Origin of the sequence: Flavobacterium branchiophilum NBRC 15030 = ATCC 35035, assembly GCF_002217205.1 — a bacterium.
GTDB lineage: Bacteria > Bacteroidota > Bacteroidia > Flavobacteriales > Flavobacteriaceae > Flavobacterium > Flavobacterium branchiophilum.
Genome location: NZ_MUGT01000082.1, coordinates 1 through 22967, shown reverse-complemented (window position 1 = coordinate 22967; position 22967 = coordinate 1). Strand labels below are relative to the sequence as shown.

At 31.6% G+C, this 22967-nt stretch carries 18 protein-coding genes; 5 read left to right on the top strand and 13 right to left on the bottom strand.

The genetic code is table 11. From position 1 onward, the window contains the following. Positions 1-125: 125 nt before the first annotated feature. From B0A58_RS10170 to B0A58_RS10160, 3 genes are read left to right on the top strand one after another with little or no spacing between them, the layout of a single operon-like run. A complete protein-coding gene (locus B0A58_RS10170) occupies positions 126-1298 on the top strand; it encodes an ATP-binding protein (protein ID WP_089080971.1) in 1173 nt (390 codons plus the stop codon). Then, complete coding sequence (tilS, locus tag B0A58_RS10165; RefSeq protein ID WP_089080970.1) at positions 1288-2598, top strand: tRNA lysidine(34) synthetase TilS; 1311 nt, start codon at positions 1288-1290, stop codon at positions 2596-2598. Before B0A58_RS10170 ends, tilS begins: the two co-directional genes overlap by 11 nt. After that, positions 2595-4628, top strand: a complete 2034-nt coding sequence (locus B0A58_RS10160) for a protein-disulfide reductase DsbD family protein (RefSeq protein WP_089080969.1) — start codon at positions 2595-2597, stop codon at positions 4626-4628. Before tilS ends, B0A58_RS10160 begins: the two co-directional genes overlap by 4 nt. Here the strand turns inward: B0A58_RS10160 and B0A58_RS10155 are convergent. The 4 genes from B0A58_RS10155 to B0A58_RS10140 form a co-directional block, all read right to left on the bottom strand. Next, on the bottom strand, positions 4618-5337 hold the full coding sequence (locus B0A58_RS10155) for a phytanoyl-CoA dioxygenase family protein (RefSeq protein ID WP_089080968.1): 720 nt from the start codon (positions 5335-5337) through the stop codon (positions 4618-4620). The genes B0A58_RS10160 and B0A58_RS10155 overlap by 11 nt on opposite strands. A 57-nt stretch (positions 5338-5394) precedes the next feature. Next, positions 5395-7794 carry a glycoside hydrolase family 31 protein gene (locus B0A58_RS10150; protein ID WP_089080967.1) on the bottom strand — a complete coding sequence of 800 codons (2400 nt, stop codon included), beginning with the start codon at positions 7792-7794 and terminating at the stop codon, positions 5395-5397. A 490-nt stretch (positions 7795-8284) separates the two neighbouring features. Beyond that, entirely contained in the window at positions 8285-10222 is a 1938-nt protein-coding gene (gene gyrB, locus B0A58_RS10145) for a DNA topoisomerase (ATP-hydrolyzing) subunit B (protein ID WP_014083977.1), read from the bottom strand. A gap of 272 nt (positions 10223-10494) precedes the next feature. Beyond that, positions 10495-11538 carry a serine aminopeptidase domain-containing protein gene (locus B0A58_RS10140; RefSeq protein WP_089080973.1) on the bottom strand — a complete coding sequence of 348 codons (1044 nt, stop codon included), beginning with the start codon at positions 11536-11538 and terminating at the stop codon, positions 10495-10497. 192 nt (positions 11539-11730) lie between these two features. Here B0A58_RS10140 and B0A58_RS16445 point away from each other — a divergent pair, with 192 nt between their 5' ends. Beyond that, entirely contained in the window at positions 11731-11874 is a 144-nt protein-coding gene (locus B0A58_RS16445; protein ID WP_165766321.1) for a hypothetical protein, read from the top strand. Positions 11875-11895: 21 nt separating this feature from the next. On the opposite strand, the gene B0A58_RS10135 is transcribed toward B0A58_RS16445, so the two are convergent. Together B0A58_RS10135 and B0A58_RS10130 are read right to left on the bottom strand one after the other, a co-directional pair. Continuing rightward, the gene (locus B0A58_RS10135) at positions 11896-12189 is read right to left on the bottom strand and encodes a hypothetical protein (RefSeq protein ID WP_089080966.1); all 294 of its coding nucleotides are present in this window, start codon (positions 12187-12189) and stop codon (positions 11896-11898) included. 74 nt (positions 12190-12263) lie between these two features. After that, positions 12264-13343 (bottom strand): alkene reductase, encoded by a 1080-nt coding sequence (locus B0A58_RS10130; RefSeq protein WP_089080965.1) that lies wholly within the window; start codon positions 13341-13343, stop codon positions 12264-12266. Between the two features lie 117 nt (positions 13344-13460). Between B0A58_RS10130 and B0A58_RS10125 the strand changes: the two genes are divergently transcribed. Continuing rightward, entirely contained in the window at positions 13461-13787 is a 327-nt protein-coding gene (locus tag B0A58_RS10125) for a winged helix-turn-helix transcriptional regulator (RefSeq protein WP_089080964.1), read from the top strand. Between the two features lie 210 nt (positions 13788-13997). Here B0A58_RS10125 and B0A58_RS10120 read toward each other — a convergent pair whose 3' ends face one another. The 7 genes from B0A58_RS10120 to B0A58_RS10085 form a co-directional block, all read right to left on the bottom strand. Continuing rightward, positions 13998-15446 carry a S41 family peptidase gene (locus B0A58_RS10120; RefSeq protein ID WP_089080972.1) on the bottom strand — a complete coding sequence of 483 codons (1449 nt, stop codon included), beginning with the start codon at positions 15444-15446 and terminating at the stop codon, positions 13998-14000. 370 nt (positions 15447-15816) lie between these two features. Beyond that, complete coding sequence (locus tag B0A58_RS10115) at positions 15817-16623, bottom strand: DUF2314 domain-containing protein (RefSeq protein WP_089080963.1); 807 nt, start codon at positions 16621-16623, stop codon at positions 15817-15819. A 529-nt stretch (positions 16624-17152) separates the two neighbouring features. Then, on the bottom strand, positions 17153-17653 hold the full coding sequence (locus B0A58_RS10110) for a hypothetical protein (RefSeq protein ID WP_089080962.1): 501 nt from the start codon (positions 17651-17653) through the stop codon (positions 17153-17155). A gap of 371 nt (positions 17654-18024) precedes the next feature. Continuing rightward, positions 18025-18570 (bottom strand): hypothetical protein, encoded by a 546-nt coding sequence (locus tag B0A58_RS10105; protein ID WP_089080961.1) that lies wholly within the window; start codon positions 18568-18570, stop codon positions 18025-18027. 446 nt (positions 18571-19016) lie between these two features. Further along, on the bottom strand, positions 19017-19814 hold the full coding sequence (locus B0A58_RS10100) for an SMODS domain-containing nucleotidyltransferase (RefSeq protein WP_089080960.1): 798 nt from the start codon (positions 19812-19814) through the stop codon (positions 19017-19019). Beyond that, positions 19814-20593, bottom strand: coding sequence for a hypothetical protein (locus B0A58_RS10095; RefSeq protein WP_089080959.1), 780 nt, complete (start codon positions 20591-20593; stop codon positions 19814-19816). Before B0A58_RS10095 ends, B0A58_RS10100 begins: the two co-directional genes overlap by 1 nt. 167 nt (positions 20594-20760) lie before the next feature. After that, positions 20761-22803 (bottom strand): M48 family metalloprotease, encoded by a 2043-nt coding sequence (locus tag B0A58_RS10085; RefSeq protein ID WP_089080957.1) that lies wholly within the window; start codon positions 22801-22803, stop codon positions 20761-20763. Between the last annotated feature and the right edge of the window lie 164 nt (positions 22804-22967).

Sequence of the window (22967 nt, the reverse complement as noted above, 5' to 3'; positions counted from 1 at the left end):
GTGTAATTTCAAAATAGAGATTGTGTAATTTCAAAATAGAGGTTGTGTATTTTTAAAAAAAATAATAAAAAAACTATTGCAATTTAAAAAAATAATTTTACTTTTGTGTTGTAAAACAAACAGTTATGATAGTTAATAGAACCATTGTAGAATCCATCTTATTTCTAAAAAACAAATACCCAATTATAGCTTTAACTGGGCCTAGACAATCAGGAAAAACAACACTTCTAAAAGAACTGTTTCCGGATTATCAATATTTGAGTTTAGAAAACCCAGATATGAGAACTTTTTTTAGAAATGATCCTAAAGGTTTTTTCAAACAATATTCTAAATTTTGTATTATTGATGAAGCACAAAGAGAACCAGATTTATTTTCATATCTTCAAACGATAGTTGATGAAGATAAAATTATGGGACAATATATTTTATCAGGATCTCAAAATTTTCATTTGATGAAAAACATCACACAAAGTTTAGCAGGAAGAGTGGCACTATTTAAACTTTTTCCATTTGATTTAGAAGAATTAAAAAAACACCAATTGTTAGAACATAACTATATCAATTATATTCTGAAAGGGAGTTATCCAGCTGTATATGACAGAGACATACCGTATAAAAATTTTTATAATAATTATATGCAAACATATATTGAACGAGACATTTCAGAGCTAGTTAATGTGAGAGACATACGATCATTTAGAACCTTTTTGAGTTTGTGTGCATCAAGAGCAGGACAGTTATTAAATTTGAATGCTATGGCCAATGAGTGTGGTATATCTCAACCTACTGCAAAATCTTGGATTTCAGTTTTGGAAAGCAGTTATATAATATTTTTATTACAGCCTTATTATAAAAATTTTGATAAAAGGGTAATTAAAAGTCCAAAATTGTTTTTTTATGATACAGGGCTTTTATGTCATTTATTAAAAGTCAAAAATCCAGATCAAATTAAGTTAAACTCTTATAGAGGAAATTTATTTGAAAACATGGTTGTTTCTGAAAGTATCAAACTAAATTATCATAAAAACATGATGCAAGAATTTTGGTTTTGGCGAAATTCTGGCGGGCATGAAATAGATTTATTGATACAAGATGATGAAAAATTGAAAGTTGTCGAAATCAAATCTACCTCAACTATATCACAAGATTTATTTAAAGGTATAGAGTATTTTGAAAAATTAGCTAATGATTTAATCAAAAGTAAAACATTGATATATAATGGATTAGAAAATCAAACAAGAACGATTGCTCAAGTTGTGAGTTGGTATGATTTAAACACTTATTTTGATGGAGTATAAATTTAAACAAATAATAAAAAACAAGTTGCCTTTTTTGGAAGGGAAGAAAATACTTTTGGCGGTTAGTGGTGGTTTAGATAGTATGGTTTTGACTGACTTGTTTATAAAAACTAAGTTTTCAATAGCTATTGCTCATTGCAATTTTAACCTTCGAGACACAGAAAGTCAAGGAGATCAAGAATTTGTTGCTACTTTTTGTACGAATAAACATATACCGTTGTTTGTAAAATCATTTGAAACTTTGCAATTTGCCAACGACAATAAACTTTCTACACAAGTAGCCGCCCGAAATTTGCGTTATGAATGGTTTCAAAACATTTTGAAGCAGCATGAAATAGATTTTATAGCAACGGCACATCATGCAGATGATAATTTAGAAACATTTATTATCAATTTAAGCAGAGGGACTGGTATAGACGGTTTGAAAGGAATACCGTTTTACAATAACAATATTGTTAGACCTTTACTGTATTTTTCAAAAGAAAATATACGAAATTACGCATTAAAAAACAATATTCAATGGAGGGAAGACAGTAGCAATGCTTCTGATAAATATTTGAGAAATAAAATCAGACATCAAATAGTACCCATTTTGAAAGAACTAAACCCTTCTTTTTTGAATAATTTTCAGAAAGCACAATTATTTTTAGACGATACTCAAACATTAGCAAAGGATGCTGCTACATTGTTATTTAAAAAATTGACTTTGATGCAAAATGGTGTCATTTATTTTGATTTGGTTGCAATTAAAAAACTTCCAAATTTCAAAGCCTATTTGTATTATTGGCTCAAAGATTATGGTTTTAAAGCATGGACAGACATTTTTGATTTGATTGACAGTCAAACAGGGAAGCAAGTTTTTTCTAAAGAATTTCAATTATTAAAAAACAGAGAACAACTGATTTTGAAACCAATTTCAGAAACAATAAATTCTTTTTTTTGGATTGATAAAAATCAAACAAAAGTTAATTTTCCCTTAAATTTGGACATTTCAAAGGTTGACTGTATTTCAAATTCAAAAAATAACACTATTTTTGTTGATGCAGATCAATTAAAATTTCCATTATGTATTAGAAAATGGCAGTTGGGTGATGTTTTTTTTTCGAAAGGGATGAAAGGCAAATCAAAAAAAATAAGTAAATATTTTAAAGACGAAAAATTTTCAGCACTAGATAAAGAATCTACTTGGCTTTTATGTTCTGACGATCAAATTGTTTGGGTAATTGATAAAAGACAAGATGAACGTTTTGCTGCAAACAACAATACTATAAATATATTGCAAATTAAATCAAATTTATGAGAAAATTATTTTTATTTTTATTCTTAATTATTGGATTATTCCAAATACAAGCACAAATAAAAAACCCAGTAAAATGGACTACCAAAATTGATAAAATTTCTGAAAATGAATTTTTATTGATTGTTAATGGAGCTATCGATAGTGGTTGGCATCTTTATTCGCAATTTACACCAGACAACGGGCCTTTGCCTATGACCTTGTCTTATAAAAACACTAAAGGTAATTACGAATTAATAGGAAAAACAAAAGAAAGTACCTATAAAAAACAATATAATGACATTTTTGAGGTAGATGAATATTATTTTGAAAACAAAGTTCAACTGACGCAAAAAGTCAAGATAGTTAATCCAAAAACTACTGAAATTGATTTGCATTTAGAGTATCAAGTATGTAAAGACGCTTGTATAAACGACAAAAAAGATTTTTTATTTACACTTCCTAAAACGGTAAATGCAGCCTCTAATGAAGTCGTAAATGCGGCTTCAACTCAAGAAGATACCTCTAAAAACAGTTCTACTACCCCACAAGAAGTTAAGGCTACACCAACAACCACAAGTGCCGTTGACACAGCAATACAACCTGAAGACGTTAAGCCTGAAGTTGAAAATCAAAGTAATTGGTCTATATTTTTCTATGCTTTTTTAGGAGGTTTTGCGGCATTACTAACGCCATGTGTGTTTCCAATGATTCCAATGACGGTAAGTTTTTTTACTAAACAGAGTAAAACAAAAGCACAGGGTAAGAAAAATGCTTTGATTTATGGAATAGCTATCATATTGATATATGTTGTTTTAGGGCTTGCTGTTACTGCTATTTTTGGTGCGGGTGCTTTGAATGCTCTTTCTACAAATGTATATTTTAACCTAGCGTTTTTTGTGTTATTGGTCATTTTTGCGTCATCCTTTTTGGGTGCTTTTGAAATTATGTTGCCAAATTCTTGGGCAAATAAAATAGACAGCCAAGCAGACAGAGGGGGTGTTATTGGTATATTGTTTATGGCTTTAGCCTTGGCAATTGTTTCTTTTTCTTGTACTGGCCCCATTGTAGGAACGGTTTTAGTACAAGCAGCATCAAATGGTGGCATTGCACCTGTACTTGGTATGTTTGGATTTTCATTAGCCTTGGCCTTACCATTTATGGTTTTTGCTTTATTTCCTGGATGGCTTAATTCATTACCAAAATCGGGCGGATGGCTCAATACAGTAAAAGTTTTTTTAGGTTTTTTAGAGTTGGCTTTGGCCTTCAAATTTTTGTCCAATGCCGATTTAGTGCTTCAAATGCACTTGCTTGAAAGAGAAGTATTTATAGCTATTTGGATTGCTATTTTTGGCACTTTAGCTTTGTATTTGTTTGGAAAAATCACTTTGCCACATGATAGTCCTTTAGCAAAAATTTCGGTAGGTCGATTGTATGTTGGCTTGTTCATTTTGGCTTTTACAGTGTATCTTATTCCTGGACTTTGGGGAGCTCCTTTGCAGCTCATCAATGCTTTTCCGCCACCTTTAGAGTATAGCGAAAGTCCATCGGGACTTGGAGATAACGCTACAAAAAGTGATCTTTTGTTGCCAAATGGTGCCAAAAAAGGCCCTCATAATTTGATCGTTTTTGATGATTATGAAATTGGTTTGGCTTATGCCAAAAAAGTAAACAAACCTATATTACTCGATTTTACTGGACATGCTTGTGTAAATTGTCGAAAAATGGAAAATACTGTATGGATTGATCCAGCTGTTTTGCCCATTTTAAAAAATGATGTGGTGCTGATTTCGCTATATGTTGACGATAAAAGAGAATTGCCTGAAACACAACAAACAATTTCTAAAACAACAGGGGCAAAACTTGAAACCATTGGCGAAAAATGGACTGATTTTATGATTTCAAAATACAAAACCAATACACAACCCTTATATGTAATGACAGATTTACAAGGAAATAATTTGAATAAAACCACTCCTACAACTAGCTATAATCCAGACAGTCAATATTATAAAAATTGGTTAGAAATGGGAATAAAAAATTTTAAAAAATAAGTAATTGCTCGTTCCAATTCAAATTTTTTGGCAATAATTGGTTGCTAAACTCTAAATGAATCACCCTTCTACGTGATTCATTTTTTGTTTTGTCAGACGCATGAAACAACAAGGGTTTCATTAATAATAGCCCTCCTTGTCCTACTTCACATATTTCGGTATCATAACATGCAATATTTTCAACCTTTTGAATGCCTTTCAAATGTGATTTTTTCATCACTTTCAATGCTCCATTGTGTGCAGTGGTATGATCCAAATGGATTCTGATGGTAAAGTTTTGTTCCAAGATGTTAGTTGGAGGTTGTACTCCAAACTGATTTTGTTTGATTGTCCAATTTTTGAATCCCTCAGCATCTTGTTTTTGATCAACCGAAATAATAATATCTTGATGATTTGCCACAAACCAATTGGATAATGGTGGTTTGTCAAAATAAATGGATTTGGTCATAAAATAGTTTTCACCAAAATGGTAAGCAATCAATTGGAGCATTTTTTTATTAAAAATATGGGGAACAAGTCCCGGAAATACCTTTATAAATTGTCTTATAGCAAATAAATCTTTTGATGGTTTACCAAAAAGTATTGATTGATTTGTTTGGCTTATAAACGCCTCTATTTCAAGTTGAATATTCTGTATTTCTGAAGTTGTATAAAAAGATTCTATTATACTAAAACCTTCATTTTCAAATGTTTGTCTTAAATCTGTCATGTTTTAAAAAATAAAAAGCAATTTGAAATAATTTTTCAAATTGCTTTTTAAGTTATTTTATAACCCAATAATGTGTAATTCTGTAAAATCTTTATCTATTGTAATGCTGTTGTTGCCGTCAAACAAAACAGATTCAAATGTAACCTCTTCGTTGTCAAATTCAATTTTAGCTATTTGAAATGGAAGTCCTATCAATTTAATTTTGAATTTTTTGTAGGGTGTTTCAAATTTGCCTTCCCGATGTTGTTGAATGATAAGCTCTTTGTCTTTGCCTCGTAAATTAAATTTCGACAAGCTGTAACGGCCTTTATTATAATCATATCCATCTTGTGCATCTTCAAAAAGTTCTGATTTTTCTTTTCCGTTTTTATAATAAACTTCCAAAGTTATTTCGTCAAACTCTTTTTCTCCTACATATTGTTGAATTGGATATTTTGGAATCACGGCACCTTCTTTAACAAAAAGCGGAATTTGATCATAATCTGTTTGTACCCATAATTCTCTACCGCCTGTCGTATGTTCGTTTGTCCAATAATTGTACCAATTTCCAGAAGGCAAATACATTCTACGTCCTTGTGCATTTGGTTCCAATATAGGGCAAACTAATATTTGGTTTCCAAAAATAAATTCGTCTGTTCTATAATGGGTTTGCGAATCAGCTTGATCATAATAGACTAATGGTTTTAACATTGGTACACCATCGTTGATGTATTCCCAAAACATGGTGTACAAATAAGGAAGCAATTGATAACGTAAATTTACAAATTTTCTTGTAATATTTACTACATCAACATCAAATGACCAAGGCTCTTGATCGCCGTGATGCCCAGACGAATGGGTTCTACAAAATGGATGAAAAACCCCAAGTTGTATCCATCGAGCATACAATTCGCCCGACGGTTGCTCTGCAAATCCACCAATATCAGAGCCTGTAAATCCCATTCCAGAAATAGACATTCGTTGCATTTGAATGTTGGCAATCCATAAGTGTTCCCAGCTGGCTACATTATCGCCCGTCCATGACGACGTATAACGCTGTGCACCCGAATAAGCAGATCGGGTAATAATAAAAGGCCTTTTTGGATATGCAAACTGTTTGACCCCTTCATACGTAGCTCGAGCCATTTGCGTTCCATATATGTTGTGTGCTTTTCGATGGCTACATGGATTTCCGTCAAAATCATGACGTACGTCCATTGGAAATGTTTTGCCCGGAACTTCCATTACAGCAGGCTCATTCATGTCGTTCCAAACACCTTTTACACCATAATCTGATATTAATTCTTTAAACAAACCTGCCCACCATTCTCTTACTTCTGGATTGGTATAATCTGGAAAATTACATTCTCCAGGCCAAACTTTTCCTTTCATATAAGGCCCATCGGCTCGTTTGCAAAAATAATCTTTGTCCAAGGCTTCTTTATAAACCCAATAATCTTTATCAATTTTGATACCTGGATCAATAATCACTACAGTTTTAAATCCGTCGGCTGCCAACTCGGAAACCATTCGTTTGGGGTCTGGAAAATAATCATTATTCCATGTAAAACATCTAAAACCATCCATATAATCAATATCCAAATATATGGCATCACACGGAATTTGAAGTGCTCTAAACTTATTGGTTACTTCTTTTACCTTACTTTCTGGATAATAACTCCATTTGCATTGATGGTATCCTAAAGCCCACATAGGCGGCAACTCGGGTTTGCCAGTCAAATGGGTATAGGTTGTTACAACATCCTGCATTTCTGGACCATATATAAAATAATAATTCATTTCGCCACCCTCTGCCCAAAAGCTCGTTACATTGCGACGCTCATGTGCAAAATCAAAAAATGATTTAAAAGTGTTGTCAAAAAATATTCCATAAGCCTTTTTATCATGTAGTCCAATATAAAATGGTACTACCTTATATAGCGGTTCTTGGTCTTTTTGAAAAGCATATTGATCGGTTGCCCAATTTTCTACTCTTTTGCCTTTCAAATTCAAATGGGTTGCCTTGTCGCCTAAGCCATAAAAACACTCGCCATCTTTGCTGGATTTACTCATTTTGACAATATTGCCCCCAAAATGGTAGCTCTCTTCCCAATGAAATCCTAATTCGTCTTCTAATATTGGCATTCCTTCCAAGTCCAATATAGACACTCGGAGGTCTATTTTTTGAATTTTACAAATAACTTTGCTTGTTTTTATTTGAAAATATTCTGTATTTTCTGTAACTTCCAAAAAATTAAATCCATGCGATTGTGTTTTGTCAATGGCATAAGAAAAATCATTGCTAAAATACCCTTTGGCGGTATATCTAAATCGCAAGAGACTGTCTCTTAGAACAGTAACTTTTAATATGACATTATTATCTGTATAAAAATAAACACTATCTACATCTTTTTTAAAAGATGCTATCTTGGAGGGATATAAATCGCCTTTGAATTCGAGCTCGGTACTGGTAATCATGCTTCAAATAGTTTATGAATTGTTGTTGTTTTTTAGAAATTCAAACGTACAAAAAAAATAGACTTTATTCATTAAAAATATCACTTTTTTACGCAAACGTTATAGTATTGTTTTTGTATTGTTGATTAAATTCTAAATAAAACAACAATTTATATAAACATTTTTTGGGCGTTCCCCAAGGGTCGGGCTATCCGTTGCAATCTTTTGTGCCAAACCCTGGCACAAAAGGATTTCCACTACTATCCCTAACGCAAAATCCGGTAAATAGTAGCAATTACTCCCATTATTAAAAGTAAAAATAATTGCACAGCTGGGCTACAACACATACAGAAGCAATTCACGAATAAAACTAAAATTTTCTTAATTTTCATCAAAAAATAAAAAAAATATAGAACTATTTTATATGTATATTTGGTATAAATTGATATTACATCAAAATAAAGCACAAAAAAACCCATCATATAGATGGGTTTTGAATTATATACCATTATTAAGCATCAATTTTTGCATAAACAGCATTTTTTTCAATAAATTCTCGTCTAGGAGGAACTTCGTCTCCCATCAACATCGAAAATACTTGATCGGCCTCTGCCAAACTTTGAATGTTTACTTGTCTTAATGTTCGGAAATTAGGATCCATGGTGGTTTCCCATAATTGTTCGGCATTCATCTCTCCAAGACCTTTGTATCGTTGAATACCAGCATTGCCTCCCATACGTTCATTGGCCCTGTCTCGTTGATCGTCTGTCCAAGCATATTCTTTTTTATTTCCTTTTTTAACTAAATATAATGGTGGTGCTGCTATATAAACGTGTCCACGTTCTATTAGTTCTTTCATAAATCTGAAAAAGAAAGTCAATATCAAAGTAGAAATATGACTTCCATCCACATCGGCATCACACATGATGATTACTTTATGATAACGTAATTTTTCTAAATTAAGGGCTTTGCTGTCTTCGGCAGTTCCAATAGTAATACCTAGAGCTGTAAATATATTTCTAATTTCTTCGTTTTCAAAAACTTTGTGGTGCATGGCTTTTTCTACATTCAAAATTTTACCTCTCAATGGCAAAATTGCTTGAAAAGCCCTGTCTCTTCCTTGCTTGGCTGTTCCGCCTGCCGAATCTCCCTCGACCAAATAAACTTCACATCGAGCAGGGTCTTGTTCTGAACAATCTGATAATTTACCAGGCAAACCTCCTCCGCCTAAAACGGTTTTTCGTTGTACCATCTCTCGAGCCTTTTTTGCCGCATGACGGGCTTGGGCAGCTAGTATTACTTTTTGAATGATAATACGGGCATCATTTGGATTTTCTTCCAAATAGGTTTCAAGCATTTCTGCAACAGCCTGACTTACAGGCGATACAACCTCTCTATTTCCTAATTTTGTTTTAGTTTGCCCTTCAAATTGTGGCTCCGAAACTTTTACAGAAATGATAGCAGTAAGTCCTTCTCTAAAGTCGTCTCCTGCAATTTCAAATTTTAATTTTTCTAACATCCCCGACGCATCGGCATATTTTTTTAGTGTTCGGGTTAGTCCCGCTCTAAATCCTTGCAAATGGGTTCCTCCTTCGTGGGTGTTGATGTTATTTACATAAGAAAAAATATTTTCTGAATAACTGGTATTGTAAATTAAGGCAACTTCTACAGGGATTTCGCCTTTTTCGTTGTCCATCGATATCACATGAGCAATTATTGGCTCTCTGTTGCCATCCAAATAACGAATGTATTCTTTCAAACCTTCTTTTGAATGAAAAACTTCCGATTGAAAATGCCCCTCTTTATCAACAATTCGTTTATCGGTAAATGTAATGGTAATTCCTTTATTTAAAAACGAAAGTTCCCTCATTCTTGCCGATAAGGTATCGTAAGAATATTCTATTGTTTGTTGAAAAATAGTTTCGTCTGGATAAAAAGTAACAATTGTACCTCTTTTTTCGGTGGTACCAATTTGTTTTACGGGATATAAAGCCTTACCTTTTTCATATTCTTGTTCATACACTTTGCCATCACGATGAACAGTGGCTCTTAAATGATTGGACAAAGCATTTACAACAGACACCCCTACACCGTGCAAACCACCCGAAACTTTGTAAGAATCTTTGTCAAATTTACCTCCTGCACCAATTTTAGTCATGACCACTTCCAAGGCAGAAACCCCTTCTTTTTTGTGTAAATCAACAGGAATTCCTCGTCCATTATCTTCAACTGTTATAGAACCATCCTCGTTGATCGCTACACTAATCGTGTCGCAATGGCCTCCCATGGCTTCATCTATAGAATTATCTACTACTTCATAAACCAAATGGTGTAATCCTCTGACACCCACATCTCCAATATACATTGATGGTCGCATACGAACATGCTCCATTCCTTCTAATGCCTGAATACTATCAGCCGAATATTTATTCTTATTTTCGTCGCTCATATAAAATTTATTCTTTTTCGATTTTTTTGACTATAACACGCAAATATATAAAATTGAAAATTAACTAGGTGTATTTTTTATTAAAAATCTAATGGAGTTATCAACAAAATTTTGTGTTTTGGCTTGAAATTTGATGCTTAACCATTTTAATAAACATATTGAGGCTAAATTAAAGTTGTATCAATACAACATGAAACATTTTATGATGTATTTAATCCAAAAAAAACATATTAATAAATTTATATTTTTATATAAATTGTAAATATAAAATATTATTCCTCTACCCATTTTATAAATTCATCAAAAACAGTCATCCATTTCCAATCCCAATTATCGTTTTCGTTTTTGGGCGCTATTGCAAATGAATGGTTGAATTCTGGATATATTTTGAAAGTTAAATTGTTTTTTTTGTGTCGTATAAACTCAATTGGAATTAACAAACTACTTTCAATTGGTACAGCTTCATCTTTTCCGCCTACTGCTACAAATATTGGTTTGTTGATTTTTAATAAATTATCTAAAGAAGGTTCTGCAAATTTCGACCACCTACGATAGGAATTACCTTGCCATTGTTTGTTTGTATTGGTGGGGTCATTTTCAATATTTTTTATTTCAATAAACAACGAGTCTAATGATTTGCTGGCTTGAGTTTGGGTTATTTTACCGTTTTGAACCTCTTTTTGAATAAATAAGGCAAAATCATAATATTGGGTATTGGCTCCACCTGCCCAAAAACCTACGTGAGTTATTTTTTTATTTTGATGTCCTAGTTTGGCAACTACATCAGAACCTTCAGAATGACCTATGATTACTAACTTATCGGGTTTTTTAATCCAATTTTTTGTTAATTCATTGATGACTTTATTGCCTTGCCAAACTCTATAATCAAGCCCTTCGTTTTCATAAAATATTTTATTAGGTTTAAACGTCTCATTGATATTTATAAATGGCACTCCTTTTTTTGAAATCAAAACAAAAAGATACTCATTTGGAATTTTATCTAAATCTAAAGGCACACTAGAGCCCATTATTTTCGATTTTTGAATCTTTTTCTTGGTTTCACCGTTTTCAATTATGCTTAAAGTATCAATATGAATTGCTTCGCTAAACAAAGGGGTTGGGCCAGAGCCATGAAAAAAAATGAGAATTTTGTTTTTTTCTTCTATAGTACCTTTTGAATAGAGGTGATAATTAATGGTATCTTTATTTACAAATATGCTTTTATGTATGTATTTGTCGGTTTTTGGATCAAATTGACAAAAAGCTAAAATCGGACTTAATATCAAAAAAATGTATAATATTATTCTTTTTTTCATATATAATGTAGTTTTTAAAATCATTTTTTTTTATAATATATAATTTATATTTTTTCAATTTTGTTTTTTAATGCAAAAATACTTTTTAAAATAATTAATTCGATAATATTTATACTATATTATATTGCTTCTGCATGACTATTGTATTATTTAACATTTGGCAATATTAGTAGCCACAAAAATAATATAAAAATGAAACAATTACCCCCTTTTTTCGTAAAAAAAGAGGCAACAATGCCTCTTAAAAATCTATCTGAAAATTTTTTCGATAACCCAATAACTTGTCAAGAGGCTCATGGTTGGTTTTATAAAGTCAATGTAACTCTAGCCAGTTAAATGTAGGATTTTATTTTGCTCTTAGAACTGTTTTATCAAGGGGTAATATGCTACACTTTTTTTCAGTTTGTACAATGGTAGGGTTGACATTAATTCTTTGGCTTTTTCTTCGTCTATACCTTTGAAGATTAAAACTGCTCCGTTTTTGGTTTGTCTCAAAAATAAATGTTCTAATATGCCTTCTGCTTTCCATTGTGCTACAACCTCTTGTTCGTGTTTGATTATTTCTTGAAAATTACTTGGAATATGTTCCATGTCTAAGGTCAAAATGGCTTGAATTCTGTTTTCTTGGTTGGGTGTTCCTGTTGGTTCCATTTTATTTGAATTTGATTGTTAAATTGAATTTAAAAAAATTAATATTAATAATAATCGTGTTTTGATTAGTTTTTTTATTGTTCTAAAAATGGATAATCGATATACCCCTCTTCTTTGCCACCATACATCGTCGCTCTATCGGGTTGATTAAGCTCGGCATTGATCTCAAAACGTTTTGGTAAGTCTGGATTGGCTAAAAATAAGGCTCCATAGGAAATCAATCTCGCAATTCCTTTATGCAACGCTGCTTCGCCTGTTTCCTTTGTATAACCATAATTGGCAATCACTATATGCTGTGTCAGTTTACCAAAGGTTTCTACAGAGTTTGTTGGATAATTTGGGAATTTATCGGCAGGAAAGGGAACATTCATAATATGAATATATGCTAAAGGCATTTTGTTCAACTCGTTAATAAGAAGCGTAAATTGTTCCACGGGATTTTGATGAGTAATATTGTTGTAGGTACTTGTAGGTGAAATACGTATGGCCACTTTATCGGCACCAATTGCGGCAATCATCTCTTGCATGATTTCTAAAACAAAACGATTGCGATTTTCGTTGCTTCCACCATACTCATCCGTTCGATGATTGACACTGTCTGCTAAAAATTGATTGGGCAAATAGCCAAATGCGGCATGAAGTTCCACCCCATCAAAGCCTGCTTCCATCGCATTTATGGCAGCTTGTTTATAATCTCGAACGATGGATTTAACGTCTTCTGTATTTAATGCTAATGGCGTTTCGTAATCTTTCATGCCTTCCATCGTGAAATGTTGTTGTCCTTCTATCGCCAATGCAGAAGCAGAAACGGGCAACTCACCATTTTTTACTAGCGAATGTCCTACTCGCCCAGTGTGCCATAGCTGAGCATAAATGACTCCTCCCTTTTCGTGAACTGCATGGGTAACTTTTTTCCAAGCCATAATTTGATCCGTTGTATAGATACCAGGTGTAAGCGGACTTCCAATAGCTTGATTTGATATATTTATTGCTTCGCTAACGATTAGGCCTGCACTTACTCGTTGTGTATAATATAGTACCGTAGCATCACCGACTATTCCATCCATATTGGCACGACTTCTTGTCATTGGGGCCATCACCATGCTGTTTTTCAGTGTGTTATTGCCCACTTTTATCGATTTTAATAATTTCATTTTTACTTTTATTTTAAATTGAGTTGCAAAGTTACATTCAATACTTTACTTTTGCAACTAGTTACACAAATGTATAGTAGTAACTCAATGTAAAGTAATCAACAAAATCAATGTATTATGAACAATAATAATTTAATAATTTCTGAAAAAAGTTGTAGTTTAAAAGAAGTATTAGATATAATAGGTGGAAAATGGGCAATGCCTATCATCTATCATTTGTCAAAAGGAAAAATGCGATTTAAAGAATTAGAAAGAAGTGTGGATGGAATTAATACCAGAATGTTGGTCAAGGAATTGAAAAATATGGAACATAATGGAATTGTTACAAGAGAGGTTTTTGCGACAGTTCCACCTACTGTTGAATATACTTTGACAAATAAGGGTGAAAAATTATTGCCAAGTATTACCTCATTGTACAATTGGGGGCAAGAGTTTATGTTATAAGTTTCATTTTTGTCTCTTTTTATTACAAAAATTGAATAAAAAAAAATTATCTATATATAATTATAATAATATTTATTTACAAACCACATTTCGATTCCGTTCAATTGTTTTTTTAACTCATGGATTACATTTTTTATGTGTTTTAAATCATTACAATTCATTGCTCGGCTTGCAGATGCAAGGAAAGGCTAGCTGTTAGCTGATGGCGTTTTATTGTCCTGTCAAAATTTTGCTTACATATTCTGTCCATTCGTATTGTGGAATACTTTTGTCTAAATAGTAGTCTGGTTGTATGCCTTTTTCGTCAATCGTAAAGTCTGGTATTCGCATACTTCTTGAAAGCGAATAACCTAATTGAAATTCTTTACATGGCGATTCTACAAAATACATATTAGAAATGTCCAATACTCCGAATGTAGTTACACCAAAAAGTTTAACTTTTTTGCTTTGTTTTGCTTCTAATAGAAATTGTTCGGCTGTGCTACCGTTGGTTTCGTTAATAATAACACCAACATTTTGAGGAAAAGGGTAAATCGTGTCTATCTTATCTTCCGAAACTATGTGTTCGTTCAGATTTACAAATTGTCCCAAATTGCTTTCTAATTTGTCGTATGATTTTTTCGCCCATTTTTTGTTATCATCATCAAAGCCATATTCAGGTTTATTGATAAAATCCAACATTCTCTGATTGTTAAGTTTTGTAGATAAAAACTCAACACCGACTGTTCTTATTGGGTTGGTGTACAAGTATGGAATGATTGAACTATAAGACGCATCGCTTCCACCACCGTTGTTTCTGATGTCAATAATGAGATTTTTTGTTGCAAGTATTTTATCTTTATTTACATTTAGTACACTATCAATACTACTTTTGTAATTTTCGTTGAATGATGGTATCCTCAGATATAATGTAGTTTTGTTTTGTATTACAAGGTATGGTTGTTCTGCATTTAACGCCTTGAAGTATTGTGCGTAAATAGGTTCATCTTCAATTTTAGGATAAATTCTTGATAGACTAAAATTGCCTATTTGTAGATGATTGTTTCCCGTCATTGTTAAACTATTAGATTCCACAGCGGAATGGTCACGCATATAAAAAACAGAATTTGCTTTGTCTTCTGTTATGCTGAATTTTAGTTTTATTTGTCCTTTTGTCCAAGTTTCTGCACCTGATTCTATTATAAATCCAATGTATTTATCGCCTTCTTTTTTGATTCCAATTTTATATGGTTTGGTTTCCCAAATTCCCTCATAATTGGAAGTTTTCTTTTTATCTAAATATTTTTTAAAATCTTCTGTTTTGATAGTGTAAGTTTCCCAATTAGAAAATTGTTTTTCCGATTTTATAGGATTGGTTTGTTGCGGTTGCTCGTTTTGCCTTATAGCAATATGACCCGAACGGAAGAATTTTAGCCACTCATACAGTATAGGTGTGCACTCGGTAAGAGTCTTAGCATTTTGTATTTTATCTAATATTCTTTTATTATGGTCTTCGTATGCTTGTTCTCCTTTGGTTATTAGGGCATATTGAAATCCAGCGTCGTTTACTTCAAAGGTTTTCTTTATCCATTCATAGTTGGTTTTGCAATCACAGTCTTGGGCAAAAGTGAATGTTGTTGTAAACAATAAAATAATTAGGATTAATTTTTTTTTTGTCATAATGTTGTTAATTAAACAAATTGTTGTTTTACTCTTGCAGGTAACGTCAGTCTGTGAAAAAACTGCCGTTAAATATTTTTCAAAAATAATAAAAAACATTGAAATCAAATAGCATTTATTTACAAATTTTCATAAAAAAAGAGGAACTAAATCCTCTTGAAATGCAAACAAAAAGCTTTTCGATAAACCCATAAGGGACTTGACTGTAATCGGTTTAACTCATAAATTTTATTTTTTAGAGGTATTCGTTTTCTTTCAGTTCGTTCAACATGAGTTTAACTCATGGTTTTTATTTTTGTTGGTATTCGTTGATTTTAATTCATTGCTCGGCTTGCAGCCGCAACGAAACTCTAGCTGTTGGCAGAAGTGTTTATTTTTCCAAAACTGGTATTATATGTTGCCAATTCATTTTATTTGCAAAGTCTAAAGCAGTTTCTCCTTGATTAGATTTTATATTCTTGTGTGCTCCATTACTCAATAATACTTCAACAGAAGTCAAGTTCCCTGCAATCGTTTCTTTGTGTAATAAAGTCAAGCCGTATTCGTCTCGGTTGGTTATTTCATCAGAGTGTTCTTTTAAAAATTCAATAAGCTTTTCTCTCATATTTTTGCTCATTGGGTGTTCTATCAAGTTTTCTGGGTTTTCTTTTTGTTCATTTACAAGCAAAATTTCATTAAAATCGCCAAAGTCTAATCCCCAAGCACTATCGTGTTCTTTTCGTTCTTGATTTGTCATTTCAGAACGCATTACTTGAATAGTAAATCCTCCGTATGTTACAGGCTTTGGTGTTGAAGAAAACAGTTTTGATAAACCTTTTTTTGGTTTTTGACTGCTGTAAGTCGCAAATAACCGGTCACTAATTTGGTTTAATGGAATATTTACAAAGTCTCCATTTGAAACATTGGTTAATTCATTTGGACTATTAACAAGAGTTCCTTTTACATTGCTTCCGTCAAACTGTACATCGTTAATCCACATATGTTCAACAATTTGTCCATTGTCAGTGTCTTGGGTAAAGGCGATTTTCACGCAAGCAACTGTGAGTGCAGGAATAATTCTTCGATATTCCCACGATAATTCTCTCCAAAAATATTTAAAAGTTTCTTGTGCATTTTTAAATGCTTCAATCATATTTGGGTTATTTCCATCTGCAAAAAATATTTCTTTATCTGTCATAATTTATTGTCTTATTTTTTTGTTTTTTCTATGTTCGTTACTGTTAGGGCAACATTTCTGCCAAATTTAGTCTGTGAAAAAACTGCCGTTAAATATTTTTTAAAAATAATAAAAAACTATGAAATAAAATAGTGTTTTTTATTATTATTTTTTGTACAATTAACCATGCAACATATTCAAGGAATTTCTGATAAGCATGCGAAGGGATTTGTGTGGGAGTGGCGAACTACATTATCCCACCTGCAAGGTTTCCAAAACCTTGTAGGTGTAAATAAATAGATATAAAAAAGAGTAACTAAATCCTCTTGAAATCCTAACAAAAAACTTTTCGGAAAACCCATAAGGGGTTTGAATATAATCAGTTTAACTCATGGATTTTTATTTTTTATAGGTATTCGTTTTCTTTCAGTTCGTTCAACATGAGTTTAACTCATTAACTATATTTTTTATAGGTATTCGTTGATTAAAATTCATTGCTCGGCTTTTAGTTGCAAGGAAAGGCTGGCTGTTGGCAACTGCCACTTTATTTTTAAAACAATCTTTTTATTTTAGAAAGCAATCCTTTAGATTTTTTATTTTCAAGTTTTACTTTCCAATTCACATCAAATTTACCATTTAAATCTGTCTCATTTTTAGATGAAGTATATACAACAGCTTTAAATGGTGCTGTTCCTCTTTCTAAATAATAGATTTCGCTTTTTTCTTTAAATTGTCGACTAAAAAAAATCTTTACTACAGTTTTTTCGGAAGTTGATAAGTAAACATTACAATCTGCCCATTTAGGAGTTTTTCCATTTTTATAAAACAATTCAACAACTTGATCAAAAGTCATTTCTTTATTTTCAAGTTTATTCCAAGTTTTCATATATTTATTTTCATCTTCTGTTAAATGTTGGCTTGTAATGCGTTCGCTTGGCTCCAAAATAAATCTATAATTTTCAGAAATTTCATTAAAGCAAAAATTTTCAGTTACATCACGTAGATGAACTAATAATAGTTTAAAATTTTCAATAAATTTTTCCTTTGTCATAGATAATGTTCATTTTTGGTGAGTTTACTTCCAACGTCAGTCTGTAAAAAAAACGGCCGTTAAATAATTTCAAAAATAGTAAAAAACATTGAAATAAAATAGTTTTTTAACCCAAACCCACCTCAAAACATCGTTTTACAGCCCATGTTTTTTGGCAACAAAATAATGCGGCTTAAAAATAACCCTTTCGCAATTGGCCTCTATTACATTCAAAAACCAGCGTTTTTTTGGTTTTTTGGATTATAAACAGGGTTTTTTCACAGCCTGACGTTTGGCAGCTACACGAGGTTTGGGAAAAAGAACGTCTAAACTTTCGGTTAAACACTAACTTTAAAAACCCAAATCTCGTGTAACTGCAGTTGGCAGAAGGATTATTTGTATGTTTTTGAATTCATTCTAATATAGTTAACTATTTCATTCATCATTGAATCCCAAGTGTCTTCATATACTTGAGTAGTTCCTGCACTTATTCCAATTACATTCGTATGTGAAACATTTCGAACAATAAATATTTCTCCAATATCGGGTTTCGATAATATTAATTCAACAACATTATTTTTCCCCATTTTTAAATTTAGCACTAAATATGGTTTGTATTTTTTGTAAACTTTTAAGTAGTCATTAAATACTAATGGCTCGCCATTATCTTCTTTTAAGTTTTCATTTTTAAGAACTTTTTTAAAAGTGTCATAATCGTAAGCGTTTTTGAAATATCCAATTTTTTCAAAATATTTACGAAACATTCTTCCTCCAGGAATCATTATTATCTCGTTAAATTCATCTAAATTTATACTATCGCTTTTCACTACAAATGATATTTTGGAAGTTTTAAATAATTTATTTTCGTTTTGTTGTGAAAATAAGTTAATTGAAAATAAAAAAAATGTTAGTATTAATTTATAGTTTCTAAAATTCATATCTTTTAATTAAATGGTTGTATTCACTTCTGTTTTTCAAATCTTTCTGCCAACGTCAGACTGTGAAAAAACTGCCGTTAAATATTTTTCAAAAATAATAAAAAAATAAAATAAAATAAAATAGTGTTTTTTATTATTATTTTTTCACCCAAACCCACCTCAAAACATCGTTTTACAGCCCACATTATTTGGCAACAAAATAATGCTGCTTAATAATAACCCTTTCGCAATTGGCCTCTATTACATTCAAAAACCAGCGTTTTTTTTGGTTTTTTGGATAATAAACAGGTTTTTTCACAGCCTGACGTTTCGCGGCTTCAAGAAGTGGCGATGAACCAAGACCAAGCCTTTACAAATATAACAAAAACTTTAAATTAAAAACCTTTCCAATTTCTGATAAATCCCGTGCCTCGCCATTTCTTGAAACTGCTGTTACCAGCTGGGCATTATGGCATTATTCCTAATATTCTACAAGTAACCTCTATTGCTTTTTCTTGATTATCTCGATCCAAATATTCCTTTATCCAATTGCCATTAGTTTTTAGAGTTTCAACTTTTTGGGCACCGACCAAAGTAAGTCCATATGTTGAAAGTTGACTTATAACATATAGAAACCCTTTTTGATAATTGTCACCACTGAAATTCATTCCTGCAATTTTCCGCTCTAAATCATAGGTTGTGAATGGATAATTATTGTGTGCATTCCATCGTTTAAATAATCTTATCAATGGTTTAACTATATAGTTATATTTAGTATTTGATGCAGTAACTTCGGAGTTGAAACCAATAGGATCAGTATCCATCCAATAACCACTTTTGTTAGGAATTTGATATGTGCTACTAAACCAAGAAAGTGATTTTCTACTTGGGACAAGATCAAATTTTATTTTATTCATCTCTAAAATAATTGATGGATGGTCTTTCAAAACTATCGATGTAGAATATTTAGTATCAGCAAATTTTTTAAGTCTTGTTCTGTATGTCTCTGGCGTTCTTTCTTCTTCTGCGTTTGAAAATACAACTAAGATATCTATATCTGAGTAATCGTCAAATTTTCTTGGAAGTATCGTGTCTCTTTTGTATGAGCCAAAAACAAGAATTTCACTTATTGAGTTGCCAAACCAAGCATTTAAGTTTGCTTTAAGATTAGTGATTTTTTCTTCAATGTATGTACGTTCTGTAGAATTATATTTAATAAATAAATCTGAAGCGACAGTTTGAAGACGACTATTTATTGATGCCATTAGGTAATATTATATTTTGTTTTTAAACTATCCCACTCCGCTGTAAGTTTTTCATTATTTTTTTCAAATGTACTGCCAGAAATATTTGTATTTATCTTACTATGTAATGTTTCATATTGAAGCCAATATCTTAAGATATGAGGTTGATGATTTAGTATTTCTTGTTTTAGTTTTACGTTTTGAAATAGTTGTAACCAAGAATCTTGAATACTAGCAAGTCTATTCATCAATATTAAATGTTTTACCAGGTCTCCAAGAATATTCGCAGAGAAAAAAGCTTGCAAAATGGTAAGGGCAAAAGGGACTTGTGAAAAACCATAATAAGCAATAATTGACATTATTACAAGCATTATAGTTGGAATCACAATTTTTGAGATTGTTGAAATTTTTACTAAAGAATATGTGAAAAAACAATTCTCAAATTGGTTTACGGCAGCTTTATATATTCCAATTTCAATCTCTTGATTATCGTAATAATCAATCGAGTTTTTTATTGAAAACTTTGAACCGAAAGAATTATCGATAAAGTCGTCTCTCCTTTTATTATCTGCAAGTGGCAGTAAGATATATTCATTTAAAATTTCAATTATGAAAAATAATGTAATCGCTATTATATTAAAAACATTTATCAAACTTATAAATTTATATTCTTGACAAATTGTTGTGAATACAATTGGAAAAACAGATAAAAATAAAGTTAACCAGAAAATAAATTTATTGATATTTTCTAATCTATTTTTAATTTTGTAAATGTCGGTATGAGGTGAAAATTCTGCCATATTTTAACGGTTTGTTTTTTTTGCCTTGCTGGTAACGGTTTGCCGCTTTGCGAAGGTGGGGATTTTCAGCACTAAACTTCATTAAAGGCACAAAGCTTGAATTTAACACTTCACTTTCATAGAAGCAGGAAAACCCCGCTTTTGCAAAACGGCTGTTGTGTGAAGTTTTATTTCTCAAGTTGTGTAATTTGATAGTTTAGCAAATCTAATTTTGTCAAAAAGTACTTCCTTGACAAAAGGTAGTTATATTCATTTGTAGTGTTGAATAGAATTTGAAGATTGTCGTTATAGTATTCAGTGCCATTAAAATATTCCCATTCTTTAGAAAGGTATTTTTCAAAATTTTCTATTGTCTGTTGAGATACTTCGCTTCTTAATGTTTCATCTTCTATCAGTTTTCTTATTTCCGTTTTTAGTTCAAGTTCCAAAGGCTGAAGGGTTTTAAGATTCTCTCTTATTTGTTCAAATGGAGTTACTACACTTATAAAGCCTGTTGCCTCACCAATTTTGTTGTACAATGCTACTTTATTATCAAATTCTGAATCTTGTTTAAAGAAGTTGATGTACTTTTCTTTCAGAATAGTTGCATTACCCTTTTTTAGGGCTTCGTTATAAAAAAACATATAAATATTTAAGTCGTTTTCCTTAATTCTTTCTTTAATACTGTTTTGGTCTGTTTCTATTTTGGGGATTAAATTCTGAGCTACGGTTGATTTATACTTTTGACCATCGTAGTCAAAAGACTTAATATCGTATTCCTTTTTCGCTATGTTAATCAATACATTTTTGTCATTCTCAAAAGCAATAAAATCATATACCATATCTACTTTCTCTTTACTGAAAAGCATATCTATTGTTTCAGAAACATTAAAATCAACGATACTATTTACATCAAATTCAATTGGATTTTTGTTGTCGTAATAGCCGTTATATTCAATAGGAAAGCTATTCTTATTGAAAGTCTGCGAATAATCCATTTTAAATTTCTCGAAATCTAATGATGTAGTGCTTTCGGCAAAGGTAACTGCTGAAAACAACTTTTCTGTAATTTCTTCTTGTATTTTTTCTTCGTTTTCAAACAATAGAATTGCTGGACTTTCAACTCCCATCTTATGTATATTGGTCAATTCTAAAGCCCTTATTCGTTCTTCAATACTTGGATGAGAAGCCCACTGATTTTTAATGGTTAGTTTTGATTTGTTATACTTACTTAAATCAAGTTCAGAAACTATCGGTAAATTATTTTTGAAAGAAAGATTGTTTTGGGTTGCTAAAAAATTCATTACAAATCCTTGCTCTTTGTAAATGTTTTTACTTTTGATGTTGTCTGGTATTTTTCCATCATAATAGCCCAATACAGCGTTATAGGAATGGTCGGCTAAATCCATTCTCAACAAGGATTCTTTTAAAGGTAAATAGCCCGCAACATTTGCAGCAACTTCGTCTGCATGAAATTCCATTTCTCGTGACAATGCCATATAACTGACATTTACGAAATCGTACATTTTTCTTAAAACCCACTGAATACCTTGAATTATTTTCACGGCTATGGAAACAAAAATCGAAAAATAACCACTAATATTTGCCCACTTCTGAATCATACTGTCAAACGATTCATTATCGTAAAGCATATTGAAAATGACCTGATTTACATTATAAACATAGCTCCCTACTTTCATGCTCCGTTGCGAAAAATGACCAAATTCGTGTGCTAAAATTGCCTTAAACTCTTGCTCTGATATGGTGTTCACTAAGCCTAATCCTATTTGCAAATTTTTACGAATTGGAAATATCATACTCCAAAAGTTAGAGTCGTAAAAAACACAAGCATTTACATCACTTGATAAAAATACCCTTTTGGGAAAGTCCGTCTGCACTTCAGTTACAATTTCTCTTATAAAAGAAAACAATTTTGGTTCATCCTTTTCAAAAATCTCAACTAAATGACTTCTATCAACCTTATGCTGTTTGAAGAGAAATTTAAACAAAAATATAAGGATGAAAAAACCTAAACTTGCCAGTCCAAGACCTAACCCAATTGTTATTGCCATAGGTTTTGCTGCTATCAAAGCAATTCCACCCATGACACAAAGAACTGTCATTCCAATAGCCAAAGATAAGAGGATTAGATATGTTATTATAAACAGGATAATTGCAAAAACAGCTTTACCTGTCATTTTTTTAAAGTTAGGAGATACTTGTACGTTCATAATTTATTCTCTGTTGTTTATATGGTTAGCGGTCGGAAAAATTACTGCCAACTAGTAAATATACGAAAGTTATTGCGTTTTTAACATTCTATATCCACTTCACAAAAGTACAAACAAAAAAACATTTTGCAACTTTTTTAATTAAATAAAAATGAGAAGCAAGA

Coding starts and splice junctions, on each gene's coding strand:
- B0A58_RS10170 (WP_089080971.1), top strand. CDS start 126: ATGATAGTTAATAGAACCATTGTAGAATCCATCTTATTTCTAAAAAAC.
- tilS (WP_089080970.1), top strand. CDS start 1,288: ATGGAGTATAAATTTAAACAAATAATAAAAAACAAGTTGCCTTTTTTG.
- B0A58_RS10160 (WP_089080969.1), top strand. CDS start 2,595: ATGAGAAAATTATTTTTATTTTTATTCTTAATTATTGGATTATTCCAA.
- B0A58_RS10155 (WP_089080968.1), bottom strand. CDS start 5,337: ATGACAGATTTAAGACAAACATTTGAAAATGAAGGTTTTAGTATAATA.
- B0A58_RS10150 (WP_089080967.1), bottom strand. CDS start 7,794: ATGATTACCAGTACCGAGCTCGAATTCAAAGGCGATTTATATCCCTCC.
- gyrB (WP_014083977.1), bottom strand. CDS start 10,222: ATGAGCGACGAAAATAAGAATAAATATTCGGCTGATAGTATTCAGGCA.
- B0A58_RS10140 (WP_089080973.1), bottom strand. CDS start 11,538: ATGAAAAAAAGAATAATATTATACATTTTTTTGATATTAAGTCCGATT.
- B0A58_RS16445 (WP_165766321.1), top strand. CDS start 11,731: ATGAAACAATTACCCCCTTTTTTCGTAAAAAAAGAGGCAACAATGCCT.
- B0A58_RS10135 (WP_089080966.1), bottom strand. CDS start 12,189: ATGGAACCAACAGGAACACCCAACCAAGAAAACAGAATTCAAGCCATT.
- B0A58_RS10130 (WP_089080965.1), bottom strand. CDS start 13,343: ATGAAATTATTAAAATCGATAAAAGTGGGCAATAACACACTGAAAAAC.
- B0A58_RS10125 (WP_089080964.1), top strand. CDS start 13,461: ATGAACAATAATAATTTAATAATTTCTGAAAAAAGTTGTAGTTTAAAA.
- B0A58_RS10120 (WP_089080972.1), bottom strand. CDS start 15,446: ATGACAAAAAAAAAATTAATCCTAATTATTTTATTGTTTACAACAACA.
- B0A58_RS10115 (WP_089080963.1), bottom strand. CDS start 16,623: ATGACAGATAAAGAAATATTTTTTGCAGATGGAAATAACCCAAATATG.
- B0A58_RS10110 (WP_089080962.1), bottom strand. CDS start 17,653: ATGACAAAGGAAAAATTTATTGAAAATTTTAAACTATTATTAGTTCAT.
- B0A58_RS10105 (WP_089080961.1), bottom strand. CDS start 18,570: ATGAATTTTAGAAACTATAAATTAATACTAACATTTTTTTTATTTTCA.
- B0A58_RS10100 (WP_089080960.1), bottom strand. CDS start 19,814: ATGGCATCAATAAATAGTCGTCTTCAAACTGTCGCTTCAGATTTATTT.
- B0A58_RS10095 (WP_089080959.1), bottom strand. CDS start 20,593: ATGGCAGAATTTTCACCTCATACCGACATTTACAAAATTAAAAATAGA.
- B0A58_RS10085 (WP_089080957.1), bottom strand. CDS start 22,803: ATGAACGTACAAGTATCTCCTAACTTTAAAAAAATGACAGGTAAAGCT.